Source organism: Streptomyces sp. NPDC005262, assembly GCF_042872425.1.
Taxonomy (GTDB): domain Bacteria; phylum Actinomycetota; class Actinomycetes; order Streptomycetales; family Streptomycetaceae; genus Streptomyces.
This window is the reverse complement of the sequence record NZ_JBIAKK010000001.1, coordinates 481,907-503,907: the sequence shown is the minus strand read 5'-3', so window position 1 is coordinate 503,907 and position 22,001 is coordinate 481,907. Positions and strand designations below refer to the sequence as shown.

General features: G+C 69.4%; 17 protein-coding genes and 1 pseudogene. 9 read left to right on the top strand and 9 right to left on the bottom strand.

The genetic code is table 11. The features are described 5' to 3' along the window. Window positions 1-38 precede the first annotated feature (38 nt). From ACFYP5_RS02170 to ACFYP5_RS02160, 3 genes are all read right to left on the bottom strand, one after another. Complete coding sequence (locus ACFYP5_RS02170) at window positions 39-752, bottom strand: PspA/IM30 family protein (protein ID WP_389029359.1); 714 nt, start codon at window positions 750-752, stop codon at window positions 39-41. An 81-nt stretch (window positions 753-833) separates the two neighbouring features. Next, complete coding sequence (locus tag ACFYP5_RS02165; RefSeq protein WP_389030693.1) at window positions 834-2,957, bottom strand: TPM domain-containing protein; 2,124 nt, start codon at window positions 2,955-2,957, stop codon at window positions 834-836. A gap of 87 nt (window positions 2,958-3,044) precedes the next feature. Beyond that, complete coding sequence (locus tag ACFYP5_RS02160; protein WP_389029356.1) at window positions 3,045-3,524, bottom strand: hypothetical protein; 480 nt, start codon at window positions 3,522-3,524, stop codon at window positions 3,045-3,047. Between the two features lie 92 nt (window positions 3,525-3,616). On the opposite strand from ACFYP5_RS02160, the gene ACFYP5_RS02155 reads away from it, so the two are divergent. Then, window positions 3,617-4,666, top strand: a complete 1,050-nt coding sequence (locus ACFYP5_RS02155; RefSeq protein ID WP_389030690.1) for a glycoside hydrolase family 18 protein — start codon at window positions 3,617-3,619, stop codon at window positions 4,664-4,666. Window positions 4,667-4,700: 34 nt separating this feature from the next. On the opposite strand, the pseudogene ACFYP5_RS02150 reads toward ACFYP5_RS02155, so the two are convergent. Next, window positions 4,701-5,076: pseudogene (locus ACFYP5_RS02150) on the bottom strand (glucoamylase family protein); the annotation flags it as partial. 52 nt (window positions 5,077-5,128) lie between these two features. Here ACFYP5_RS02150 and ACFYP5_RS02145 point away from each other — a divergent pair. After that, window positions 5,129-6,121, top strand: a complete 993-nt coding sequence (locus tag ACFYP5_RS02145) for an acetylxylan esterase (protein ID WP_389029353.1) — start codon at window positions 5,129-5,131, stop codon at window positions 6,119-6,121. A gap of 520 nt (window positions 6,122-6,641) precedes the next feature. Here ACFYP5_RS02145 and ACFYP5_RS02140 read toward each other — a convergent pair. Further along, window positions 6,642-7,718, bottom strand: coding sequence for a LacI family DNA-binding transcriptional regulator (locus ACFYP5_RS02140; protein ID WP_389029350.1), 1,077 nt, complete (start codon window positions 7,716-7,718; stop codon window positions 6,642-6,644). 148 nt (window positions 7,719-7,866) lie between these two features. Here ACFYP5_RS02140 and ACFYP5_RS02135 point away from each other — a divergent pair, with 148 nt between their 5' ends. Genes ACFYP5_RS02135 through ACFYP5_RS02125 form a run of 3 tightly spaced genes read left to right on the top strand, consistent with a single transcriptional unit; the run spans window position 7,867 to window position 10,426 of the window. Further along, on the top strand, window positions 7,867-8,334 hold the full coding sequence (locus ACFYP5_RS02135; RefSeq protein WP_389029347.1) for a MarR family winged helix-turn-helix transcriptional regulator: 468 nt from the start codon (window positions 7,867-7,869) through the stop codon (window positions 8,332-8,334). Between the two features lie 38 nt (window positions 8,335-8,372). Further along, window positions 8,373-9,833 (top strand): MFS transporter, encoded by a 1,461-nt coding sequence (locus ACFYP5_RS02130; RefSeq protein ID WP_389029345.1) that lies wholly within the window; start codon window positions 8,373-8,375, stop codon window positions 9,831-9,833. A gap of 41 nt (window positions 9,834-9,874) precedes the next feature. Continuing rightward, window positions 9,875-10,426, top strand: coding sequence for an isochorismatase family protein (locus tag ACFYP5_RS02125; protein ID WP_389029342.1), 552 nt, complete (start codon window positions 9,875-9,877; stop codon window positions 10,424-10,426). A 36-nt stretch (window positions 10,427-10,462) separates the two neighbouring features. Here the strand turns inward: ACFYP5_RS02125 and ACFYP5_RS02120 are convergent, their stop codons facing one another. From ACFYP5_RS02120 to ACFYP5_RS02105, 4 genes are read right to left on the bottom strand one after another with little or no spacing between them, the layout of a single operon-like run. Then, entirely contained in the window at window positions 10,463-11,239 is a 777-nt protein-coding gene (locus ACFYP5_RS02120; RefSeq protein ID WP_389029339.1) for a succinate dehydrogenase/fumarate reductase iron-sulfur subunit, read from the bottom strand. Next, window positions 11,236-13,149 (bottom strand): fumarate reductase/succinate dehydrogenase flavoprotein subunit, encoded by a 1,914-nt coding sequence (locus tag ACFYP5_RS02115; RefSeq protein ID WP_389029336.1) that lies wholly within the window; start codon window positions 13,147-13,149, stop codon window positions 11,236-11,238. Before ACFYP5_RS02115 ends, ACFYP5_RS02120 begins: the two co-directional genes overlap by 4 nt. After that, on the bottom strand, window positions 13,150-14,028 hold the full coding sequence (locus ACFYP5_RS02110) for a hypothetical protein (protein WP_389029333.1): 879 nt from the start codon (window positions 14,026-14,028) through the stop codon (window positions 13,150-13,152). A 9-nt stretch (window positions 14,029-14,037) separates the two neighbouring features. Continuing rightward, window positions 14,038-14,304 (bottom strand): hypothetical protein, encoded by a 267-nt coding sequence (locus ACFYP5_RS02105; RefSeq protein ID WP_389029330.1) that lies wholly within the window; start codon window positions 14,302-14,304, stop codon window positions 14,038-14,040. Window positions 14,305-14,586: 282 nt separating this feature from the next. On the opposite strand from ACFYP5_RS02105, the gene ACFYP5_RS02100 reads away from it, so the two are divergent. From ACFYP5_RS02100 to ACFYP5_RS02085, 4 genes are all read left to right on the top strand, one after another. Continuing rightward, complete coding sequence (locus ACFYP5_RS02100) at window positions 14,587-16,920, top strand: ABC transporter family substrate-binding protein (protein WP_389029328.1); 2,334 nt, start codon at window positions 14,587-14,589, stop codon at window positions 16,918-16,920. A gap of 506 nt (window positions 16,921-17,426) precedes the next feature. Next, window positions 17,427-17,897 (top strand): hypothetical protein, encoded by a 471-nt coding sequence (locus tag ACFYP5_RS02095; protein WP_389029325.1) that lies wholly within the window; start codon window positions 17,427-17,429, stop codon window positions 17,895-17,897. A gap of 138 nt (window positions 17,898-18,035) precedes the next feature. Continuing rightward, a complete protein-coding gene (typA, locus tag ACFYP5_RS02090) occupies window positions 18,036-19,907 on the top strand; it encodes a translational GTPase TypA (protein WP_389029322.1) in 1,872 nt (623 codons plus the stop codon). Window positions 19,908-20,313: 406 nt separating this feature from the next. Then, a complete protein-coding gene (locus ACFYP5_RS02085) occupies window positions 20,314-21,954 on the top strand; it encodes an ABC transporter substrate-binding protein (RefSeq protein WP_389029319.1) in 1,641 nt (546 codons plus the stop codon). Window positions 21,955-22,001 lie beyond the last annotated feature (47 nt).

Here is a 22,001-nt window from a genome sequence, read left to right as displayed (position 1 = left end):
ACGCGGTGCGAGTGCGGCGAGCGCTCCGGGTGCGGTGGTCATGAGGCCGTTTTCAGGGCGGCGAGCCTCGCCTCGACCTCCGCGCTGTCGCCCAGGCTGTCCAGCTGCTCGAACTGGGCGTCCAGGGAGGATGCGGCGAGCTCCTGCTTGCCCATGGCCTTCGCCTCCTCCCGCCGCACCTTGTCCTCGAATCGACCGAGCTCACTGGTGGGATCGAGAACATTGATGTTCTTGACGGAGTCCATCATCTGATTCTGTGCCTGGGCCGACTTGGCACGCGCGACCAGCTCGTCCCGCTTGGACTTCAGCTCCGTCAGCTTCGACTTCATCTGGTCCAGGCCGGACTTGAGCTTGTCCACCACCACCGTCTGCGACGCGATTGTCGGTTCCGCGGTCTTCGCCTCCTTCTCCGACTGGAGCTGCCGGCCGAGCGCGACCTTGGCCAGGTTGTCGAACTTGTCGGCCTCCGCCACCGATCCGGCGGCCCGCAGCTCGTCCGCCTTGCGACTGGCCGCGAGGGCCTTGTCGCCCCACTCCTTGGCCGCGTCGACATCCTCGCGGTGGTCCTGTTCCATCAGCCGCAGATTGCCGATGGTCGCCGCCACCGCCTGCTCGGCCTCCGAGATGTTCGCCGTGTAGTCGCGGATCAGCTGGTCCAGCATCTTCTGCGGATCCTCCGCCTGATCCAGCAGGGCGTTGATATTGGCCTTCGCCAGCTGGGTGACGCGGCCGAGGATGGTCTGCTTGGTCATGGCACCTCTCCTTTGTACAGACACTACGAACGCCGTTACGGACCGTGGGTACCCCTTCCCCGTGCATGCTCTGCCGGTGGTTCAGAAGCGGCCGCCGCCGCCCCGTCGGCCGCGAGTGCCCCCGCCGCCGAAGCTGCCGGGGCCACCGCCTCCGCCGAACCCTCCTCCGCCGAACCCCCCTCCGTACCCCCTGCCGCCCCCGCCGCCGCCCAGCAGTCCGCCGAGGATGATCCCGCCGAGGACCGCGCCGCCGACCCCGCCGCCCCCTCCTTGTACACCGCCCGGACCGTTCAGGTTCCCGTACGCCCGCACATCCTCTTCGGCCAGGCTCCGCGCCTGCCCGGCCAGCGAGTCGGCCTGATGAGCCTCGGCCAGCGCACCCTGTGGATCCTCCGTGCCGGCCAGCTCCCCGGCCCGCTCCAGCCGTCGCTGGGCCTCTGCGAGCCGGGTCCGGGCCTGGCTGCCGACGGCTCCCCGATGCGTCGTGATGAAGTCCGCGGCGCCAGCGATCGCCGAGCGTGAGGTGAGCATCGCCTGGTCGAACAGGGCCCGGGCCCGACGGTCACCCTGCTCCCGTTCGCGGGCCCCGGCCAGCGCCTCGTCCAGTGCGGCATCGGCCTCCTCCACCCTGCGCAGCGCATCGATCGGGTCGTAGCGGCCGGCCTGCAATTCCCTGTTCACATCGCCCAGCACCGACTGGGCGCGGGCGATCCGGCCCCGCAGGTCCGCGGTCGACACCCCTTCCGAGGTGCCTTCCAGCAGCCCGCCCGCATCGGCCAGATCGGTCTCCGTCTCGGTGAGTGCGGCCGGTAGTTCGGCCACCGCCTCCGCGAGTTCCCGGGCGCGCCGGTCCACGGCGTCGACGAGCGTGGTCGCCTGATCGACCGCGCCCTCGGCGGCCCGTACATACACTGCCGCCGCCGCGTTGTTTCCCCCGTCCACCGCCTGCCTCGCCTGGTTGAGGCTGGAAGTCGTGAAGACGAGGCGGTCCTTCGCCTGCTCGATGTCGCCCGAGACGGAGGAGGAGGCCGAATCCGCGTACCGGCTGCGCATCGAGGTGAGGGCGGTCTCGGCTGCCGAAACCCGGCCCGCGAGCGCACGGAACGCGGTCTCGGCTGTCGCAACGGCCTGTGGAGCGTTGCGTTCCAGTGCGCGCAGCCGGTCGAAGTCCTCGGAGACGGCATCGAGACGGGCATTTGCCCCCGTACAGCGGTTGATGATCTCGTCCAGCATCCGGCGACGCGTCGCATCGTCCTCCGGGAACGCGTCGTCCAGCCGCTGACGCAACCGGAAGGCGGCCGTCAGCTCGCTTTTCGCGAACGTGACGGCCTCGGTGAACGGGGCGGCCGCCTCGTCCCCGAACTGCGCCGTGGCGAAGCCCAGTTCCTCCTCGCTGGTGCGGACGGCGTCATCCGTCTCCACCAGCGCCTGTTCGGCATGGGCATCGAGGTCCGGCAGCGGGGTCGGCGGCGGCCGGTGCGGCCCGCCCGACGGTGCGGCGCCCTGTCCCCAGCCGGTCGCCCCGGGCGTGGTGCGGGTCGTGGTGCGTCGTCTCCTGCGGGTGTACGCATAGGCGGCGACCGCTCCCGCCCCGCCGACCAGGACCACGGGAAGGATCAGGTCCCCGGTGCTCGTCCCGCCGGAACTTCCTGTTCCGGGATCGTCGATGCCGGGTGTGACGGCAGGGGTGGGCACAGGCTTCCCGGCCACCACGGCGGCGTAACCGTCGGCTGCCCCGATCGCGGCGCCCGCCCAGTCGTTCTGCTTGAGAGCGGGCTCGATGGCCGTGCTCGCCACGTCCCGCAGCTGGGCGTCGGTGAGGCGGGAGCCCGGGTCCACGGTGTACGCGTACTGCCGGTCGTGCGTGGCGACGGCGAGCAGCACGTCGTCGAGACCGAGACCGTTCTTGTCGGCCGTCTCGTCGGCCCAGTTCTGCGCGGAACGGCCGGAGAAGTCCCGTACGTACACGACGAAGAGCTGGATGCGCCGGTCTGCGTAGAGACGGTCGAGTGCGGCGACCACCTGGCCCCGGCGGTCGCCGAGCGCACCCACCTTGTCGGTGATCTGCCCGTCCCGGGACAACGTGACGGGGTCGTCGGCGCGAGCGGCCGACGTGGCGGCAAGGGCCAGCCAGCACACCGCCACCAGCACAGTGACGAGGGCCCGGCCCGGTATGAGAATCCGGGTACGGCTCACGAGCTGCATCACATGTGTGAGGCTATGTCCACCCTCAGTCACCCGCGACCCGGCGATCCCCGGGGAGCCGTGACGAGGCCGGCCCCGCCGCCGTTCCTACCGCAGGCGCCGTGGGGGATCGACGACCCCGTCGTACAGACGCATCCGCCACCACGCCTCACGCCGCCACGGATGACCGGGCGCGTGCGGATCGGGCAGGGTCCGGCGCAGCAGCTGCGCGTCGATCCGGGAGATGCGGCGTCCCAGCTCGGCCTGCGGCCGTGGTGCAAGCGCGGCCAGGATGTCGCCCAGCACATCCCGGGCATGGGTCACGTCGTCGAGCGAGCAGCCACGGCAGGGGCAGTCGGCGAGGCTGGGGTACAGCGTGCGGCCGGGGAGGCGGAAGAAGGAGCAGCAGCGTGTCAGGGCCGCTGCCGTGACCCCCGGGAAGATCTCGTACAGATCGCTCTCACGCTCCACGCGACGGATCGCGGCGCTGGTGGCGAGGGAGAGGCGATGGACTCTGTCCGGTTCGGACAGCCGTCCGGGCGTCGTCTGCTCGGCGGCGCGCAGCGCGCCGGGCCGCTTACGCGGCATCGGCCTTTCGGCAGTAGGACATCATGCCGGTCATACTGCCACGGCACACCGACAAACAGGGGGTGAGCGGAGTGCGTTCGCATATGAAGGGCATGGCCGGCGCTGTGCGGAACCGGGCAGCCCGGTTCCGCTGGAGCCGGTTGTGGCGGACCTGGCCGCGGCGGATCGCGCTGGGACTCGTCCTGGTGATCGTGGTTCCGCTGCTCGCCGCGGGTGTCGCCCTGCGGCTCAACTACTCCGGCGACCCGGGCGACGGCACCCGTACCCGCGGCCGTGATGCAATCTGGCTCGGGCACGCCTGGGTCGACGGACGCAAGAACGACAGGGACCTGTCCGCGTTCGCCGATCGGATCCGCGGGACGGGGATCAAGGACCTTTACGTCCATGCGGGACCTCTGGAGCACAACGGCACACTGCCCGCGACCGGCTACCCGAAGGCGCGGTGGCTGCTCGATGCCGTGCATCGCACCCTGCCCGGCATCCGGGTGCAGGCCTGGCTCGGGGACGTACTCGCCACGGAGGGACCTGCTGGTCTGCGCCTGGAACGGGGCGCGTCCCGCGCCGCCGTGGTCGGCTCCGCGCGGCAGATCCTCGATGCCGGTTTCGACGGTGTCCACTTCGACCTCGAACCCCTGCACTCCGGCGACCGGCACTACCTCTCGCTCCTAGACGACCTGCACGCCCTCACGAAGGCCCGCAGGGCCCCACTCTCCGTCGCCGCTCACCAGATCGACCCGCTGCCCGCCGCGCACAGTGTCGTGGGCACGCTCAGCGGCAGTCCCAAGTGGTGGTCGCAGAAGTTCTTCGGGCAGGTGGCACGGCGCGTCGACCAGATCGCCGTCATGTCGTACGACACCTGGATGCCTCTGGAGGGTATGTACGGCGGTTACGTCGCCGAGCAGACCGCCCTCGCCCTGGAGGTGACGCCCCCGGGAACCGATCTCCTGATGGGACTGCCGTTCTTCCACGAGGACGACCTCGGACACCATGAGGCGGCGGAGACGGTTCCGGCCGCGGTCCGCGGCACCAGACTGGGTCTGGCGCGCACGGACCGCGGCCGGGAGCGGTTCGGAGTCGCGCTCTATGTCGACTTCGCGGCGCGGGACGGCGACTGGGCGGCGTACCGGGAGGGATGGAACTGACCCCGGAACGGCCCTTGCCTCACGCCGCCGCGGGTCAGATGGAGAACTGCTCCTTGGCGAGCAGCGAACGCACCTTCGACCGGAACCCACCCGTCCGGAAGGGCCGTTGGAGCAGCCCCGGGGCGGATCGCCTGAGCCAGTGCCGCGGCGATCATGCCCTGGTCGAGGGCGAGCATGTAGTCACTGACCCGTCCGGTGCGGACATTGACGGAGTCCCGGAAGCCGAGGCCTTCGTGGTACGCCCCGAAGTCACGGTCGAGCGCACGCAGGTTGGCGACCGCCTCGCCCGGTGCGTACGGCAGGGCGAGGAACGAGGCGTGCGGGGTGACCACACCGTTGGTGAAGGCCGACGCGGGCGGCAGCGGAGCGCCGTCCGTGGTGTACGTGCGATCGGTGTTGGCGGCATAGCCGCGTTTCGTATGGGCGCCGCGCCGCCGAGTGGGGGGCGATATTGTCGTGATCATGTCTTCGTTTGCGCATGATTTCCCGTTCGATCCGTCCTACGGGTACACGGAGGACGAGCTCCTGAGCGTCCCCGCGCCCGCCGCCCCGGACGATTTCGCGGTCTTCTGGCGAGCCCGCCACGAGGAGGCCCGCAAGGTCGCCACGGAGCCGGAGATCGGCGCGCTGGAGGACGAGCGGGACGGACTGCGCGTCCACGGTGTGACGTTCACCTCCGTGGGCGGGGTCCGGCTCGGCGGCTGGCTCGCTCTGCCCGCCGACGGCGCCGCGGAGCACGGATTCGTCATCGGCCACGGGTACGGGGGCCGGCAGGAGCCAGGGCCCGATCTGCCGCTGCCCCTGCCCCGGTCCGCCGCGATCCTGCCCTGCGTGCGCGGCATGGGCAGCCGCGGGCTGCGGACGGGCATCCCCGACGCGGCCGACGCGCATGTCCGTCACGGCATCGAGTCGCGTGACACGTACGTCATCGGCGACTGCGTGTCGGATCTGTGGTGTGCCGCGTCGGCGCTGCACGAACTCGTTCCCGAGCTGGCCCCCGGGGGTGGTCCGGAGGCTCCCCGGCTCGGCTATCTCGGGGAGAGTTTCGGAGGCGGGCTCGGCGCGCTGGCCCTGCCGTGGGACGACCGGTTCGGCGCCGCGCAGCTGACGGTGCCCACGTTCGGCAACCAGCCGTTGCGGCTCACGCTGCGGTGCGTCGGCAGCGGTGAGTCGTTGCGCGCGTATCACCGGGAGCATCCCGAAGTCACCGAAGTGCTGCGTTACTTCGACGCTGCGACGGCCGCCGCGCAGCTGGAGTTGCCGACGCTGGTGGCGGCAGCGCTGTTCGATCCCTCGGTGCCTCCACCCGGCCAGTTCGCCGTACACAACGCGCTCGCCGGACCGCGTGAACTGCAGGTGTTGAGCGCGGGGCATTTCGAGCACGAGGGGCTTGCCGGGGAGCTGGCGCGGCTGCGGGAGAACCGGGAGCGGTTCTTCCGGACGTATCTGGGCTAAGGGCTGTCCCGTAATCCCTGGTGGATCGGCGCGCGTCGTCGGATGCGGTGCATCGCAAGGCGGAGGGGCGTCCTCATACTGGACGTATTGGGGCGTTCCGACAGCGCAGCGAGGTGCCGTAGCCGTCATCCTGCGCCCGTCAGGGATTGCGGGACAGCCCTTAGTTTGGGTCTCTCGTTCGGATCATCATGCTGGGCTCGTGGGTCCTGGTGCGCACATCTGCCGCGTTGTCGTCGGACTTCCCCGAGGCCTCGGCTTCGCTCGGGCAGAGAGACCCCATTCGCTCCGCGTGGGCTCCTTCCTCCGCCTTGCAGCCGCACCCGCCGGACCGCGCTCCTTGATCCGGCCTGATCCGAACGACAGGCCCTGGAAGGTGTCGGGAGGGAGAGTCGGGCCGGTCAGGCCGGGCTTGCGCGTCCACGTATGCACAACTGCCGGGTCGGCTCGGCGCCACGCGCCGGGCGGGCCGGGTTTCGCGGCGGGTCCGGGGTGGGTAGCAGTCGCGGCCCGTTCGGCGGGCTCAGTCGCAGCCGCAGCCGCAGCTCGCCCGGCGGGCCAGGGACACCGGCAGCATCAGGGATACCGGCTCGCGTTCCCGGTCGCCCAGGCGCTGCACGAGCAGTTCCACCGCCTGCTCGCCCAGCTGCCGGATCGGCTGCCGTACGGTCGTCAGCGGCGGCCGCACGATACGGCTCAGCGGGATCCCGTCGAACCCGGTCACGGCGAGGTCCTCGGGCACCCGCACCCCGCGCCGTTCCAGCGCGCGCAGTGCGCCCACCGCCATCTGGTCATTGGCGAACAGCATGGCCTGCGGGCGTTCGGTGTCACCCAGGTCCGCGTACCGGTCGAGCATCGCTTCCGCCGTCCGGGCGCCTTCGGCCTGCGTCATCATCTCGGCCCGCATGTCCGGTGCGTCCGGTACCGGGAGTCCGGCGTCGCGGCAGGCCTCCTGGAAGCCGCGGAACCGTGCCTCGGCGTCCGGTGACGCCACCTCGCCACCGATGAAGGCGAGTCTGCGCAGCCCGTGGTCCTCGATCAGATGGCGGGCCAGTTCGCGTTCGCCGTCGGCGTTGGCCACGACGATGTGGTCGAGGTGGTCGATCTCGCGCGGCCCGGCGAGCATCACCACCGGGAGTCGGCGCGAGATCACTTCCAGGTCCTCGGTCGGCACGGTCTGCGCCAGCACCGCGAAGCCGTCGACCCGGCCCGCCACCTTCGCGACAAGGCTCTCGGGCCCGCCCTCCAGTGATGCGGCGATCAACAGCGCGTACCCGTGTCGCCGTGCCGCGCGTTCCATGCCGCGGATGATCTGGTCGGAGTAGAGCATCACCGCGTCGTCGGCGTCGCTGTCGGCCTCCGCGTCGGCCTCGGCGTCCGGGTCGGCGTAGTCGGGGAAGCAGAGCCCGAGCACCCCGGTGGTCCGGCTGGCCAGGCCCCGTGCGTTCCCGCTGGGTACGTATCCGAGCTCACGGGCCGCGTCGAGGACCCGCTCGCGGGTCTGGGCACGCACGGAGTCGGGGTTGCGGTAGACCCGCGAGACCGTCGCAATCGAGACGCCCGACCGCTCTGCGACGTCGTACACCGTTGGGGCACTCACCCGAACCGACCCGTCCGCTTCTTCTTCCGTACCTGCACATTTTGAAAGCGCATTCACCCTAGATCGCACGCCGCGCCGCGAGCAAGGCCAAGGGAAAAATAGACAGGCAACCTTGCAAGATGGCCTGTGCATCTTTTATGGTGGACCCATGCGGGAGTCATTGTCCGAAACCACCGCCGAGCCGGGCGGCGAGCCCAGCGCCGAGCAGGTCGCAACGCAGCTGGCGTCCGTCGTCAGCCGGCTGCTGCGCCGGCTGCGCACCACATCGTCGGACAGCCTGCTCACCCCGACCCAGCGCTCGGTACTCTCCCGTCTCGGCCAGGAGGGTCCGGCCACCACGGCCGCGCTGGCCCGCGCCGAGTACGTACGGCCCCAGTCCATGCGGCTGACCCTCGGGGCGCTGGAGAGCCAGGGTCTCGTCGAACGGGCGCCGGATCCTGCCGATGGCCGGAAGTCGGTCATGTCCATCACGGACGTCGGCCGCACCACGCTCGGCGCGGTCCGGGCCGCCAAGCACAACTGGCTCGCCGAAGCGATCGCCGCCGAGCTCGACGGGGCCGAGCGCCGCACCGTCGCCGAGGCCACGGCTCTCCTGGACCGCCTGGTCGAGCGGTGACCGCCCCGGAGCCGAGACCGGCGGCGGAGGCGGACGCGGTGAAAGTGAAGGTCCGAGCGACAAGCGACCGGCCGGCCCCGGAAGCGGCGGGCGGCTCCGCCGTCGGCCGTCCCCCGGCCACTTCCTCCGGCCGCCCCGCAGCCACCGGCCCCTTCAGCACGCGCCTCACCGCGCCGCTGCTCCTCGGCTCCCTGCTCAACCCGCTCAACACCACCATGATCTCCACCGCCCTGGTGGCGATCGCCCACACCTTCGGCATCGGTGCCGCCGACACCGCCTGGCTCATCTCGGTCCTCTACCTCGCCAGCGCCGTCGCCCAGCCCGTTCTCGGCAAGCTCGCCGACGCCCTCGGCCCCCGTCGCGTCTTCCTCGCCGGTCTGGTCGTCGTGGTCGCCTCCGGGCTCGTCGGGACGTTCGCGCCGAGTTTCGGCTGGCTGATCGCATCCCGGCTGCTGCTCGGCATCGGTACGTCGGCCGCCTACCCGGCCGCCATGGCCGTGCTGCGCGACGAGTCCCGGCGGATCGGCCGCGCCACCCCACGTCCCGTCCTGGCCCGGCTCTCCTTCGCCGCGCTCGGCAGCGCCGCCGTCGGGCCCACGCTCGGCGGGCTGCTCGTCATGGTCGTCGGCTGGCGGGGCATCTTCGCCGTCAATGTGCCCGTCGCGCTCATCGCGTTCGGCTCCGCGCTGCTCTGGATCCCGGCGGATCCGCCGCGCACGCGTGGAGCCGACGGCCGTACGCCCCGGGTCGACCTGGATCCGCTCGGCATCGGCCTCTTCTCCACCGCCCTGACCGTGCTGGTCTTCTTCCTGCTCGATCTCGCCCACCCGATGTGGTGGCTGCTCGCGCCCTTCGCCGCGCTGACCGGTGTGCTGGTGTGGTGGCAGCGGCGCCGCCCACGGCCCTTCATCGACCTGCGGATGCTCGCGAGCAACGCAGCGCTCGCCCGCACGTATCTGCGGCACGGACTGAGCTATCTGTTGATCTACTGCGTGATGTACGGATTCACGCAGTGGTTGGAAGAGGTGCGTGGCTACTCCTCCGGCCGCACCGGACTGCTGATGCTGCCGATGTCGCTCGCCGCACTGGTCTGCTCGCTGCTCGGAGCCCGGACGAAGGGCATCCGCGGCCCTCTCGCGCTGGCCTGTGTGCTGCTCACCGTCGGCTCCGGGGTACTGGTGTTCCTCTCCGGTTCCACGCCGCTCGCCCTGCTGCTGCTCGCCGGAGCCTGCTTCGGCATCCCGCAGGGGCTGATCGGTACGAGCAACCAGGCCGCCGTCCAGGCGTACGCACCGCCCGAGAGCATCGGGTCCGCCGCCGGACTCCAGCGCACCGCCCAGTACATCGGGGCCATCACCGCGTCCAGCCTGATCGCCCTCGCCTACGGTCGGTCGGCGAGCGACAGCGGGCTCCATCTCATGGCAGCGGTCTCCGTCGTACTCGGCCTGCTGCTGATCGTCCTGACCGTCACCGACCGCGCCCTGCGCACCCGCACCTGACCACCACAGGCACCACCCATCGCCCTCAGAGGAGCGCCATCATGACCGCCACCACCCTGGACCCGAAGACCGCCCTGGTCGTCGTCGATCTTCAGAAGGGCATCGTCGCCCTGCCCACCGCCCACCCTGCCGCCGACATCATCGCGAACTCCGCGACCCTCGCCGACGCGTTCCGCGCCAAGGGTCTCCCGGTCGTTCTGGTCCGTGTCACCGGCGGCGCCCCCGGTCGTACCGAGGGCGCCCCGCGCTCCGGGCAGCCGGCTGCCGACTGGGCCGACATCGTCCCCGAGCTGGGCCCGCGCGACGGCGACATCGTGGTCACCAAGCAGCAGTGGGGCGCCTTCTACGGCACCGACCTCGACCTTCAGCTGCGCCGCCGCGGTGTCACGCAGGTCGTGGTGACGGGCATCGCCACCAGCATCGGCGTGGAGTCCACCGCCCGCGCCGCGAACGAGCACGGCTACAACGTCACCGTCGTCACGGACGCGGTCACCGACATGGTCGGCGGCGCCCACGACAACAGCATCGAGAGGATCTTCCCGCGGCTCGGCGAGACGGACACCACCGAGGCGATCGTCAAGCTGCTCGGCTGAGGCCCGTCGTGCCGGCCGGGCTCGGCCCGAGCCCGGTCACGGAGTCTCCCGGCGTCGGCTGATCTTGTTCCCCAGCCACACCAGTGGGTCGTACTTGCGGTCCACCGCCCGCTCCTTCAGCGGGATCAGCGCATTGTCCGTGATCTTGATGTGCTCGGGACACACTTCCGTACAGCACTTGGTGATGTTGCAGTAGCCCAGCCCGTGCTCCTCCTGCGCCGTCGCCTTCCGGTCGAGTCCCGACTCGGCAGCGGCGTCCAGGGGGTGCATGTCCAGCTCGGCCACCCGCATCAGGAAGCGCGGTCCGGCGAACGCCGTCTTGTTCTCCTCGTGGTCGCGGACCACATGGCAGGTGTCCTGACACAGGAAGCACTCGATGCACTTGCGGAACTCCTGCGAGCGGTCCACATCGACCTGCTGCATCCGGTAGTCGCCCGCCTTCACCCCTTCCGGCGGTACGAAGGCGGGCACTTCCCGCGCCTTGGTGTAGTTGAACGTCACGTCCGTCACCAGATCGCGGACCACCGGGAACGCCCGCAGCGGAGTGACGGTGATCGTCTCCTCCCGGCCGAACACCGACATGCGGGTCATGCACATCAGCCGCGGCCGTCCGTTGATCTCAGCGCTGCACGAACCGCACTTGCCCGCCTTGCAGTTCCAGCGCACCGCCAGATCGCCCGCCTGGGTGGCCTGGATCCGGTGGATGATGTCGAGGACCACCTCCCCGTCGTTCACCTCGACCGTGAAGTCCTCCAGGCCGCCGCCGTCGGGGTCCCCGCGCCACACCCTGAACCGTGCGTCGTAGCTGCTCACTCGTACAGCTCCTCTTCGGCGAGGTACTTGACCAGCTCCTCCTTCTCGAAGAGGGAGAGCAGATCCGGGCGGATGGGTTCGGTCGTCTTCCGTACGAGTTCGATCTGACCGCCCGGTTTCACGGCGGCGTCGTCGGCCAGCCGGCACAGCAGATTGGCCGGCCGCCAGGAGCGCTCCATCGTCGGACAGTCCTCGCGGGTGTGACCGCCGCGGCTCTCCGTGCGCTCCAGGGCCGCCCGGGCGATGCACTCGCTGACCAGCAACATGTTCCGCAGGTCCAGCGAGAGGTGCCAGCCGGGGTTGAACTGCCGGTGCCCCTCGACGCCGGCGCGGTGTGCCCGTACCCGCAGGGCGGCCAGCTTCTCCAGGGCCTGTTCCATCTCGGGTGCCCGCCGGATGATGCCGACCAGATCGTTCATCGTCTGCTGGAGTTCCTGGTGGAGGGTGTACGGATTCTCTGCCGTCGCCCCGTCCTCCAGGCCCTCGGCGCTGAACGGACGCAGAGCCTCCGCCGCTGCCTCGTCGATCTGCTGGTCGTCCACCTCGGGGGCGGCGGACAGTCCGGCCGCGTACCCGGCGGCGTGCAGCCCGGCCCGCCGGCCGAAGACCAGCAGGTCGGAGAGGGAGTTCCCGCCGAGCCGGTTGGAGCCGTGCATGCCGCCCGCGACCTCGCCCGCGGCGAAGAGACCGGGCACGGCCACGGCCGCCGCGGTGTCCGAGTCGACGGCGATCCCGCCCATCACGTAGTGGCAGGTCGGGCCGACCTCCATCGCCTCCGTCGTGATGTCGACATCCGCCAGCTCCTTGAACTGGTGGTACATCGAGGGCAGCCGCCGCCGGATCGTCTCTGCGGGCATCCGGGTCGACACATCCAGGAACACTCCGCCGTGCGGAGAGCCGCGGCCCGCCTTCACCTCCGAGTTGATGGCGCGGGCGACCTCGTCGCGCGGCAGCAGCTCGGGCGGGCGGCGGTTGTGGTCCGGGTCCTCGTACCAGCGGTCGCCCTCCTCCTCCGACTGCGCGTACTTCTCCTTGAACACGTCGGGGACGTAGTCGAACATGAACCGCTTGCCCTCGGAGTTGCGCAGCACGCCGCCGTCACCGCGCACCGACTCCGTGACGAGGATGCCCTTCACCGACGGGGGCCAGACCATGCCGGTCGGGTGGAACTGCACGAACTCCATGTTCAGCAGGGGTGCGCCCGCCAGCAGCGCGAGGGCGTGGCCGTCGCCGGTGTACTCCCAGGAGTTCGACGTCACCTTGAAGGACTTGCCGATGCCGCCGGTGGCGAGGACGACCGCGGGGGCTTCGAGGACGAAGAAGCGACCGGACTCCCGCTCGTAGCAGAAGGTCCCGCTGACCCTCTCGCCGTCCTTCAGCACCCGGGTGACGGTGCACTCCTGGAAGACCTTCAACCGGGCTTCGTAGTCACCGTGTTCGCGGTAGTCCTCCTGCTGCAGCGAGACGATCTTCTGCTGGAGGGTGCGGATCAGTTCGAGGCCGGTACGGTCCCCGACGTGTGCGAGCCGCGGGTACTCGTGGCCGCCGAAGTTGCGCTGGGAGATCTTTCCGTCCGGCGTACGGTCGAAGAGCGCACCCCAGGTCTCCAGCTCCCAGACCCGGTCCGGTGCCTCCTTGGCGTGCAGCTCCGCCATCCGCCACTGGTTGAGGAACTTCCCGCCGCGCATGGTGTCGCGGAAGTGCACCTGCCAGTTGTCCCCGGAGTTCACGTTGCCCATGGAGGCGGCGATCCCGCCCTCCGCCATGACGGTGTGTGCCTTGCCGAAGAGCGATTTGCAGATCACTGCGGTACGGGCGCCGCGCTCCCGCGCCTCGATGGCGGCGCGCAGCCCGGCGCCTCCGGCACCGACCACGACGACGTCCCACTGCTGCCGTTCGAGCTCTGTCATTCAGAAAAACCTCGGATCGTCGAAGGCGCCGGAGGCGACGAGATACACGTAGAAGTCGGCGAGCGCCACGCTGATCAGGGAGGACCAGGCCAGCAGCATGTGGCGGGCGTTGAGCAGGCCCACCCAGCCCCACAGCCGGTAGCGCACGGGGTGCTTGGAGAAGTGCCGAAGCCGGCCGCCGATGATGTGCCGGCAGGAGTGGCAGGACAGGGTGTACGCCCAGATCAGCACGATGTTGACCAGGAAGATCAGGGAGCCGAGGCCCATGTGACCCCAGGCGTAGTGCTCGTCACGGAAGGAGAGCACGGTGTCGTACGTGAGGATCCCGGCGACCGGCAGTGCGGCGTAGAAGAAGTACCGGTGGATGTTCTGCATGATCAGCGGGAAGCGGGTCTCGCCGGTGTACGTCGTGTGCGGCTCGGCGACCGCGCAGGCCGGGGGCGAGGCCCAGAAACCCCGGTAGTAGGCCTTGCGGTAGTAGTAGCAGGTCAGCCGGAAGCCGAGCGGGAAGATCAGGATCAGCAGGGCGGGGGAGAGGCCCCACCAGCTGCCGAAGATCTCCCAGTTCGGGCCGTGCCGCATGGGGGCGCAGTTCTCCGCCAGGCAGGGCGAGTAGAACGGCGACACATAGGGGGCGGCGTAGTAGTCCGCGTTCGAGAAGGCCCGCCACGTCGAGTAGACGATGAAGGCCAGGAGCCCGCCCGCGGTCACCGCGGGCGCCAGCCACCAGCGGTCGGTCCGCAGATGCCGGGCGGCGATGGCGGCCCGCGAGGCGCCGTGCACACCGGACGGCCGGACGCGTGCGCCGCGCCGGGCCGGCCCCTTCGGTCGTGGTGGTTCCGTACCTGGTTCCGCACTTGGTTCCGTTCCGGTGGCCAAGGAACTCTCCTAGGGGGCGTGCCTGCCGCGGACGCCCAGACCCTCGTCGTCCGAGTCCGTCCACAGGGTGGCGTCGTACGGCGCCTCGGTGATCGTGATGACGTCGGTGACCGTGGCGGCGCTGTCGGCGGGGTCGGTGCCACCGGCGGCTCCGGGAGGCCGCGGACCGGCTTCGGCCATGCGCAACTGCGCAAGGCTCCGCTCCAGCCGTCCGACGGTGCGGGCCAGGTCGTCGAGACAGTGCTGAACAGCTGTCAACTCGTCGTGCAATGACATGACTTGCTCTCACCTCCGCGGTCGCGGGTGGCAATGCTCATGCGCATGCGAGTGTCGCGCGTCACATCCCCTTTGGGAAGAGAGCGGGCCGTTCCGTCTTGATCGGTCGCTCCGCCGCCCGGGTGAGGTTCGGGGCCGGTGCGCCGTGTCGGCGCCGACTCTCGCGCGTGAACACCTTCAGTGGATGAGCGGAATCAGTGTGATCAACTGCAAATGCCACTAAAAGCGCAATCCGGCCCATCCGTGTGCGGGTGGGCCGGGCCGGCCCCGGAGGTATCAGCCATGTCCCACGTCGGCGTCCCGCGCGGGACGGTCCGAAAGCGCCGCGCGTTCGCGCTCCTTGCGACGGGTGTGCTCACGATCCCCGCGTCGGCCGGGTGCACCAGTTCGGACAGGGTGACCAGCGTCGCCATCGTGGTGCCACAGGATGTCGCCGCCGCCGGCCGGGATGCGGTCGCCGACGGAGGCACGGTCAACTGGGCGATCGACGCGATGCCCGCCACCTTCAACGCCTTCCAGGCGGACGCCGACGCCACGACCACGCGCATCACCGGGGCCCTGCTGCCGACGCTCTTCCCGCTGGACACCAAGGGCACCCCCCGCATGAACCCCGACTACCTGGAATCGGCGAAGGTCATCGAGCGCGAGCCCAAGCAGGTCGTGCTCTACCGGCTCAACCAGCAGGCGGTCTGGAGCGACGGACGGGAAATCGGGGCCCCCGACTTCGTCGCCCAGTGGCGCGCGCTGAGTGGCAAGGACTCGGCGTTCTGGACCGCCCGCAACGCCGGCTACGACCGGATCGAGCGGATCGAGCGCGGCAAGACCGACCTGGAGGTCCGGGTCACCTTCGCCAAGCCGTACGGGGACTGGCGCTCCCTCTTCTCCCCGCTGTACCCGAAGCAGGTCACCAGCTCCCCGGCCGCCTTCAACGACCGAGCACGCACCACGCTCGCCGCCACTTCAGGACCGTTCCGGCTGAGCAGCGTGAAGAAGGGCACGGGCACCGTCACCCTGACCCGCAACCCGAACTGGTGGGGCAGCCCGGCCAAGCTCGACTCGCTGGTCTTCCGGGCGGTCAAGCCGCAGGACCGGGTCCAGGCGCTGGTCGACGGCAAGGTCGACATCGCCGACATCGACGCCACGGCGGCACACCGGATCGTGGCCGCGGGGCGCGACAAGGGAGGGAACGGCCAGCCGCTCACCCACGGCCCGGGCTCCGAGATCGGCCCGGCCGCCGCGCTGCGCTCCTGGGCCCTGGCGCACGGCTCCGACGAGAAGGCCGCGGCGGCCGCCCGGGCGAGCCGGGAGAAGACCCGGAAAGCCGCGGAGGTGTACGCCACCGAGCAGGACGGGCTGCGCGACTACGTCGTGCGCAAGTCGCTGGAGCCCGCCTACACGCAGCTTGCGCTGAACGGTGAGTCCGGGCCGCTCGCCGACGAGCGGGTACGTCGCGCGGTGGCCCGCGCCCTCAACCGTCAGGAGCTCGTCGACATCGTGCTGGGGCCGCTCGGTCTGCCCGCCGCGCCGCTCGGCAGCCACCTGGCGCTGGCCGGGCAGCCCGGATACGAGGACAACAGCGGCGCACTCGGCGAGCAGGACACCAAGAAGGCGCAGGCGCTGCTGGCCGACGCCGGGTGGACGCTGGGCGGCGCGCTGAAGAAGTCCGACGGTACGAAGGCGGGCAGCAAGGGCGAGAAGGTGAAGGGAGGCGAGCACGGCAAGGCGGAACCGGGCGACAAGGCCCCGAAGGCCGACAAGAGCGACGACAAGCCCGGCGACGACAACAAGCCACGCGAGGACGAGGACACCAGCCCCGGCCATGTCCTCGCCCCGGCACCGGCCGCCGCCGTCCAGAGCGCCGCCCTGCTGCGCCAGGCCGACGCCTTCACGACCGCCCGTGCCGTCGCCGACACCAGCACCGCCGAGAGCGTCCGCGGCAAGGCCGACGGACAGAACCGCGGGCCGGGCGGCGCCGTCGGCGCCTATGCCCCGATGGGCACCGCGGCCCCGCAGGCTCCGGCCAAGGCCGCCGACTCCGTCCGCGGCACGCTGGGCAAGGACGGCAAGCCGCTGACCCTGCGTTTCGTCCTGCCGTCCGGCCCCGGCTCGGAGTCTCTGCGGGCCGTCGGGGAGAAGATTTCGACCATGCTCGATTCGATCGGTATCGGCACGGAGATCATCAAGGTGGCGGACGCCGGTTACTTCAAGGACCACGTCGCCTCGGGCGCCTACGACCTGGCGCTGTACTCCTGGCCCGCCACCGCCTACCCGGCCACCGACGACCGGCCCATCTTCGCCAAGCCGGTGCCCGCCACCGACGGCTCGCTGCTCGTCGAGCAGAACTACACCCGTGTCGGTACGGACCACATCGACCAGCTCTTCGACGAGGCGCTCTCCGAGCTCGACGAGGGTGCCGCCCAGGATCTGCTGAAGCAGGCCGACGCCCGCATCTGGGCCGCCGCAGGATCGATTCCGCTCTATCAGCGACCGCAGCTGGTGGCCACCGACACGAAGCTCGTGAACGTGGGTGCCTTCGGCTTCGGAGTGCCTCACTACCAGGACATCGGTTTCAAGAAGCCGCAAGCGGCCGGTTCCCCCGCGAATCGTAAGAAGTAGCAGGTCAGAACCTCAACTGAAGCTCAGAACTGGCTCAAGTCCCTTGCCCGCCGAGGCCCCGGCGGGCAAGGTCATGAGCACCTGTTGACCCGGGTAGCCGCTCCATCCCCCCACCTCTGAGAGCCCCCCACCCCGGAGCCCCAACTCCCAGCCCGCACCTCAGAGCCCCGCAGCTTCGGAGCCCCACCTCTGAAGCTGCTCAAGTCCCGAGTCCGTCCGCCCCGCCCCGGGGACCATGGCCATGACCACCGGTGAAATTCACCGGAAGACATGACCACGGGGGCGGAAACATGAAGAGGACACTGGCGGCCGTAGCTGCCGCTGCCGTCATGGCGACGGGCGTGAGCGCCTGTGCGTCGAGTGAAGGAACCACCCGCGAGAAGCCGCGGCCGGAGAGTCAGCCGACGGCGGCCAGGACCGGCAAGGGCAACGTTCCCGTCACGGAATCACGGCCCCGCCCATGCAAAGGTGGCACGTACACGTGGTTTGGCACCCAGCGTCGGTGGGTGCTCAACGGGGTCACCGAGCCCCAGCATTTCGACGGCGCCAGGACCGCCGAGTTCACCGAGCCGATGCGCCGCCTCCGTACGGACATGGCGTCCGTACGGACCACAGGGACCGGCGGGACCCCGCAGGACGACGACGCCGTGCTGCTCGCGCTCGCCGTCCACCTCGGTCTGGCGGAGAAGGGGGACGAGACGTCTGGGCTGGGCGAACCGGGGGAGTACGCGCCGGTCGACAACGCCGGCGGCGAATTCAGCGGCGCTGCCGGTGACCTTGTGGAGTTCAGCTCGGTACAGCTGATCGAGACCGATTTCCGCCATTCCTGCGGTCGTGGCGAGCAGCGGCAGCAGACCGTCGGGCACGTGGTGAACTGGACCTCTTCGGGGGGCGGAGACATCACGTGTGGAACGCCGCTGCCCAAGCAGGCATCGGCAGCGGCCCGCGAAGCGGCGCGCCTCTCATGTCACCGGTAACACCTGCCCGGGAAGCCGCTACGGCGCCAGCCCCGTACCATGGGGGGTAGCCGTGGCGCGTCCGCCCGGCGGGCGTACCAGGACTTGAGACCGACCAAGACGCCTGATCCCACGATCCGAGAGAAGCGCAAGCCACCCATGCCCACGCGCCACGACATCCGTAACGTAGCCATCGTCGCCCACGTCGACCACGGCAAGACCACGCTGGTCGATGCCATGCTCAAGCAGGCCGGCGCCTTCGCGGCGCACGCCGCCGAGCACCTCGACGACCGCATGATGGACTCGAACGACCTGGAGCGTGAGAAGGGCATCACGATCCTCGCCAAGAACACGGCGGTGAAGTATCACCCCAAGGACGGCGGGGACCCGATCACGATCAACATCATCGACACCCCCGGCCACGCCGACTTCGGCGGCGAGGTCGAGCGCGGTCTGTCGATGGTGGACGCGGTCGTGCTGCTCGTCGACGCTTCCGAGGGCCCGCTCCCGCAGACCCGCTTCGTGCTGCGCAAGGCGCTCGCCGCGAAGATGCCGGTCATCCTCTGCATCAACAAGACGGACCGCCCCGACTCCCGGATCGCCGAGGTCGTCGACGAGACGTACGACCTGTTCCTGGACCTGGACGCGGACGAGGACCAGATCGAGTTCCCGATCGTCTACGCCTGCGCCCGTGACGGCGTCGCCTCGCTGACCAAGCCCGAGGACGGCACCGTCCCGGCCGACAGCGAGAACCTGGAGCCGTTCTTCAACACGATCCTGTCGCACGTCCCGGCTCCGGAGTACGACGACGAGGCGCCGCTGCAGGCCCACGTCACCAACCTGGACGCCGACAACTTCCTCGGCCGTATCGCGCTCTGCCGCGTCGAGCAGGGCGAGCTGCGCAAGGGCCAGACCGTCACCTGGATCAAGCGTGACGGCACGATGTCCAATGTCCGCATCACCGAGCTCATGATGACCGAGGCGCTCACCCGCAAGCCGGCCGAGAAGGCGGGCCCGGGCGACATCTGCGCGATCGCCGGTATCCCGGACATCATGATCGGCGAGACGCTGGCCGACCCCGAGAACCCGATCGCGCTGCCGCTGATCACGGTCGACGAGCCGGCCATCTCGATGACCATCGGTACGAACACCTCGCCGCTCGTCGGCAAGGGCGGCAAGGGCCACAAGGTCACTGCCCGCCAGGTGAAGGACCGCCTCGACCGCGAGCTGATCGGTAACGTCTCGCTCCGCGTCCTGGACACCGAGCGCCCCGACGCCTGGGAGGTCCAGGGTCGTGGTGAGCTCGCGCTGGCCATCCTCGTCGAGCAGATGCGCCGTGAGGGCTTCGAGCTCACGGTCGGCAAGCCGGAGGTCGTCACCAAGCAGGTCGACGGCAAGACCCACGAGCCGATCGAGCGCATGACGATCGACTCCCCCGAGGAGCACCTCGGTGCGATCACGCAGCTGATGGCGACCCGCAAGGGCCGCATGGAGACGATGACGAACCACGGTTCGGGCTGGGTCCGCATGGAGTGGATCGTTCCCTCCCGCGGCCTGATCGGTTTCCGTACGGAGTTCCTGACGCAGACCCGCGGTACGGGCATCGCGCACTCCATCTTCGAGGGCCACGAGCCGTGGTTCGGCGAGCTGCGCACCCGTCACAACGGTTCGCTGGTCGCGGACCGTGCCGGTTCGGTGACCCCGTTCGCGATGGTCAACCTGCAGGAGCGCGGTGTCATCTTCACCGAGGCAGGCACCGAGGTCTACGAGGGCATGATCGTCGGCGAGAACTCCCGCGCCGACGACATGGACGTGAACATCACGAAGGAGAAGAAGCTCACCAACATGCGTGCCGCCTCCGCGGACACCACGGAGAACGTGGTGCCCGCCCGGAAGCTGTCGCTCGAGCAGTCCCTGGAGTTCTGCCGCGAGGACGAGTGCATCGAGGTGACCCCGGAGACCGTGCGTATCCGTAAGGTCGTCCTGGACCAGAAGGACCGCGGCCGCGCCGCGTCGCGCGCCAAGCGCTGATCTCGCACGACCCATTGACACCGGGCCCGGGCCCCCGCAGACACTGTGGGGGCCCGGGCTTTTCGTCAACTCGATTTCCTGCCCGGGGTGTCCGGATATCGGGCGTCGCTCTCCGGAACATGTGTTAACGGTCCGTTTCGCGGGTGTCTGTCTGGGATCGCTTTGTCCGGATTTCGGTCAACCACGCCCGGTCGATGTTGTCAAACCGAGACCCTTTAAGTGTGGTTTACAGCCCGGGCGTACTTAATAGTTGGCTCCATTGAGCTCGGGTCAATGGGTCACGCACTGTGGGGAGTGCCGACTCACGAGCACACTCGAGGCACTGAAACGATCACCGTCAGGGGTGTCGGTGTATCACGCCAGTGCCTTTCTTGTAGTCAAAAGTGGACTCATGAGGAGGAAACCCATGCGTGGTGCCAAGAGCGCCAAGTGGGTCGCGGGAGCGGCACTCATCGCCCTGGCTGCGACCGCCTGTGGTGGCGGTAGCGACAGCGGCAAGGGCAACGACGACAGCGCCAAGGGTGCTGTCAACGCCAACGGCATCTTCTCCGTCGAGGTCGGCGAGCCGCAGAACCCGCTGCAGCCGGCGAACACGATGGAGTCGAACGGCAGCATCGTCACCGACGCGATCTTCTCGCAGCTGGTCGACTACGACCCGGCCGGCAAGCTCGTGATGGTCAACGCGGAGTCTGTCGACACCAAGGACAGCAAGCTCTGGACCGTCAAGCTCAAGAAGGACTGGAAGTTCCACGACGGAACGCCGGTCACCGCCGAGTCCTACGTCAAGGCGTGGAACTGGGCCGCGAACATCAAGAACGCCCAGACCAACGCGTCCTGGTTCGCCGACATCAAGGGCTTCGCCGACGTCCACCCCGAGGACGAGAAGGCCAAGCCGAAGGCCGACGCCATGTCGGGTCTGAAGGTCGTCGACGACTACACCTTCACCATCGAGCTCAACAACCCGCTGCCGTACTTCTCGTACAAGCTCGGCTACACGGTCTTCTCGCCGCTGCCCGAGTCCTTCTACGCGGACCCGAAGGCCGCCGGTGAGAAGCCGGTCGGTAACGGCGCGTACAAGTTCGTCAGCTGGGACCACAAGAAGCAGATCAAGGTCGTCCGCTACGACGACTACAAGGGTCCCGACAAGGCGAAGAACGGTGGTGTGATCTTCAAGAACTACACCACCCTCGAGACCGCCTACGAGGACCTGAAGTCCGGCAACGTCGACGTGCTGCGCCAGATCGCGCCGAAGGACCTCCCGGTCTACCGGTCCGACCTCGGTGACCGCGCGGTGGACAAGCCGTACTCCGCGATCCAGACGCTCGGTGTCGCCATGTACACCAAGCAGTGGAAGAACACCGACCCGAAGGTCCTGCAGGGCCTGTCGATGGCGATCGACCGCGACACCATCACCAAGACGGTGCTCCAGGGCACCCGTGAGCCGGCCACGGGCTGGGTCGCCAAGGGTGTTCTCGGCTACCAGCCGAACGTCGCGGGTGACGTCACCACGTACAACCCGACCAAGGCCAAGGCCCTCATCAAGGAGGGTGGCGGTGTTCCGGGTAACAAGATCTACATCCAGTTCAACGCCGACGGCGGCCACAAGGAATGGGTCGAGGCTGTCTGCAACAGCATCACCCAGGCGACCGGCGTCGCGTGCGCCGGTGACTCGAAGGCCGACTTCCAGGCCGACCTGAACGCCCGTGACGCCAAGCAGGTCAAGTCGTTCTACCGCGGTGGCTGGGTGCTCGACTACCCGGTGAACGCGAACTTCATCAGCGACCTGTTCCGTACGGGTGCGGCCGGCAACAACGGCTTCTTCTCCAACAAGGACCTCGACAAGAAGATCGCGGCCGCGGACTCCGCCGCCACGCTCGACGAGTCGGTCAAGGGTTACCAGGAGATCGAGAAGGACCTGGTCAAGTACATGCCGACCATCCCGCTCTGGTACTACAAGGTCAACGCCGGTTACTCGGAGAAGGTCCAGAACGTCCAGTACGCGCAGGACGGCGACCCGGTCCTGACCCAGGTTCAGGTCAAGAAGTAACCACCGACGTAGTCCGCGGGCCGGTGCGGGACCGACACTGACATCGG

Coding starts and splice junctions, on each gene's coding strand:
- ACFYP5_RS02170 (WP_389029359.1), bottom strand. CDS start 752: ATGACCAAGCAGACCATCCTCGGCCGCGTCACCCAGCTGGCGAAGGCC.
- ACFYP5_RS02165 (WP_389030693.1), bottom strand. CDS start 2,957: ATGCAGCTCGTGAGCCGTACCCGGATTCTCATACCGGGCCGGGCCCTC.
- ACFYP5_RS02160 (WP_389029356.1), bottom strand. CDS start 3,524: ATGCCGCGTAAGCGGCCCGGCGCGCTGCGCGCCGCCGAGCAGACGACG.
- ACFYP5_RS02155 (WP_389030690.1), top strand. CDS start 3,617: ATGGCCGGCGCTGTGCGGAACCGGGCAGCCCGGTTCCGCTGGAGCCGG.
- ACFYP5_RS02145 (WP_389029353.1), top strand. CDS start 5,129: ATGTCTTCGTTTGCGCATGATTTCCCGTTCGATCCGTCCTACGGGTAC.
- ACFYP5_RS02135 (WP_389029347.1), top strand. CDS start 7,867: ATGCGGGAGTCATTGTCCGAAACCACCGCCGAGCCGGGCGGCGAGCCC.
- ACFYP5_RS02125 (WP_389029342.1), top strand. CDS start 9,875: ATGACCGCCACCACCCTGGACCCGAAGACCGCCCTGGTCGTCGTCGAT.
- ACFYP5_RS02115 (WP_389029336.1), bottom strand. CDS start 13,149: ATGACAGAGCTCGAACGGCAGCAGTGGGACGTCGTCGTGGTCGGTGCC.
- ACFYP5_RS02105 (WP_389029330.1), bottom strand. CDS start 14,304: ATGTCATTGCACGACGAGTTGACAGCTGTTCAGCACTGTCTCGACGAC.
- ACFYP5_RS02100 (WP_389029328.1), top strand. CDS start 14,587: ATGTCCCACGTCGGCGTCCCGCGCGGGACGGTCCGAAAGCGCCGCGCG.
- typA (WP_389029322.1), top strand. CDS start 18,036: ATGCCCACGCGCCACGACATCCGTAACGTAGCCATCGTCGCCCACGTC.
- ACFYP5_RS02085 (WP_389029319.1), top strand. CDS start 20,314: ATGCGTGGTGCCAAGAGCGCCAAGTGGGTCGCGGGAGCGGCACTCATC.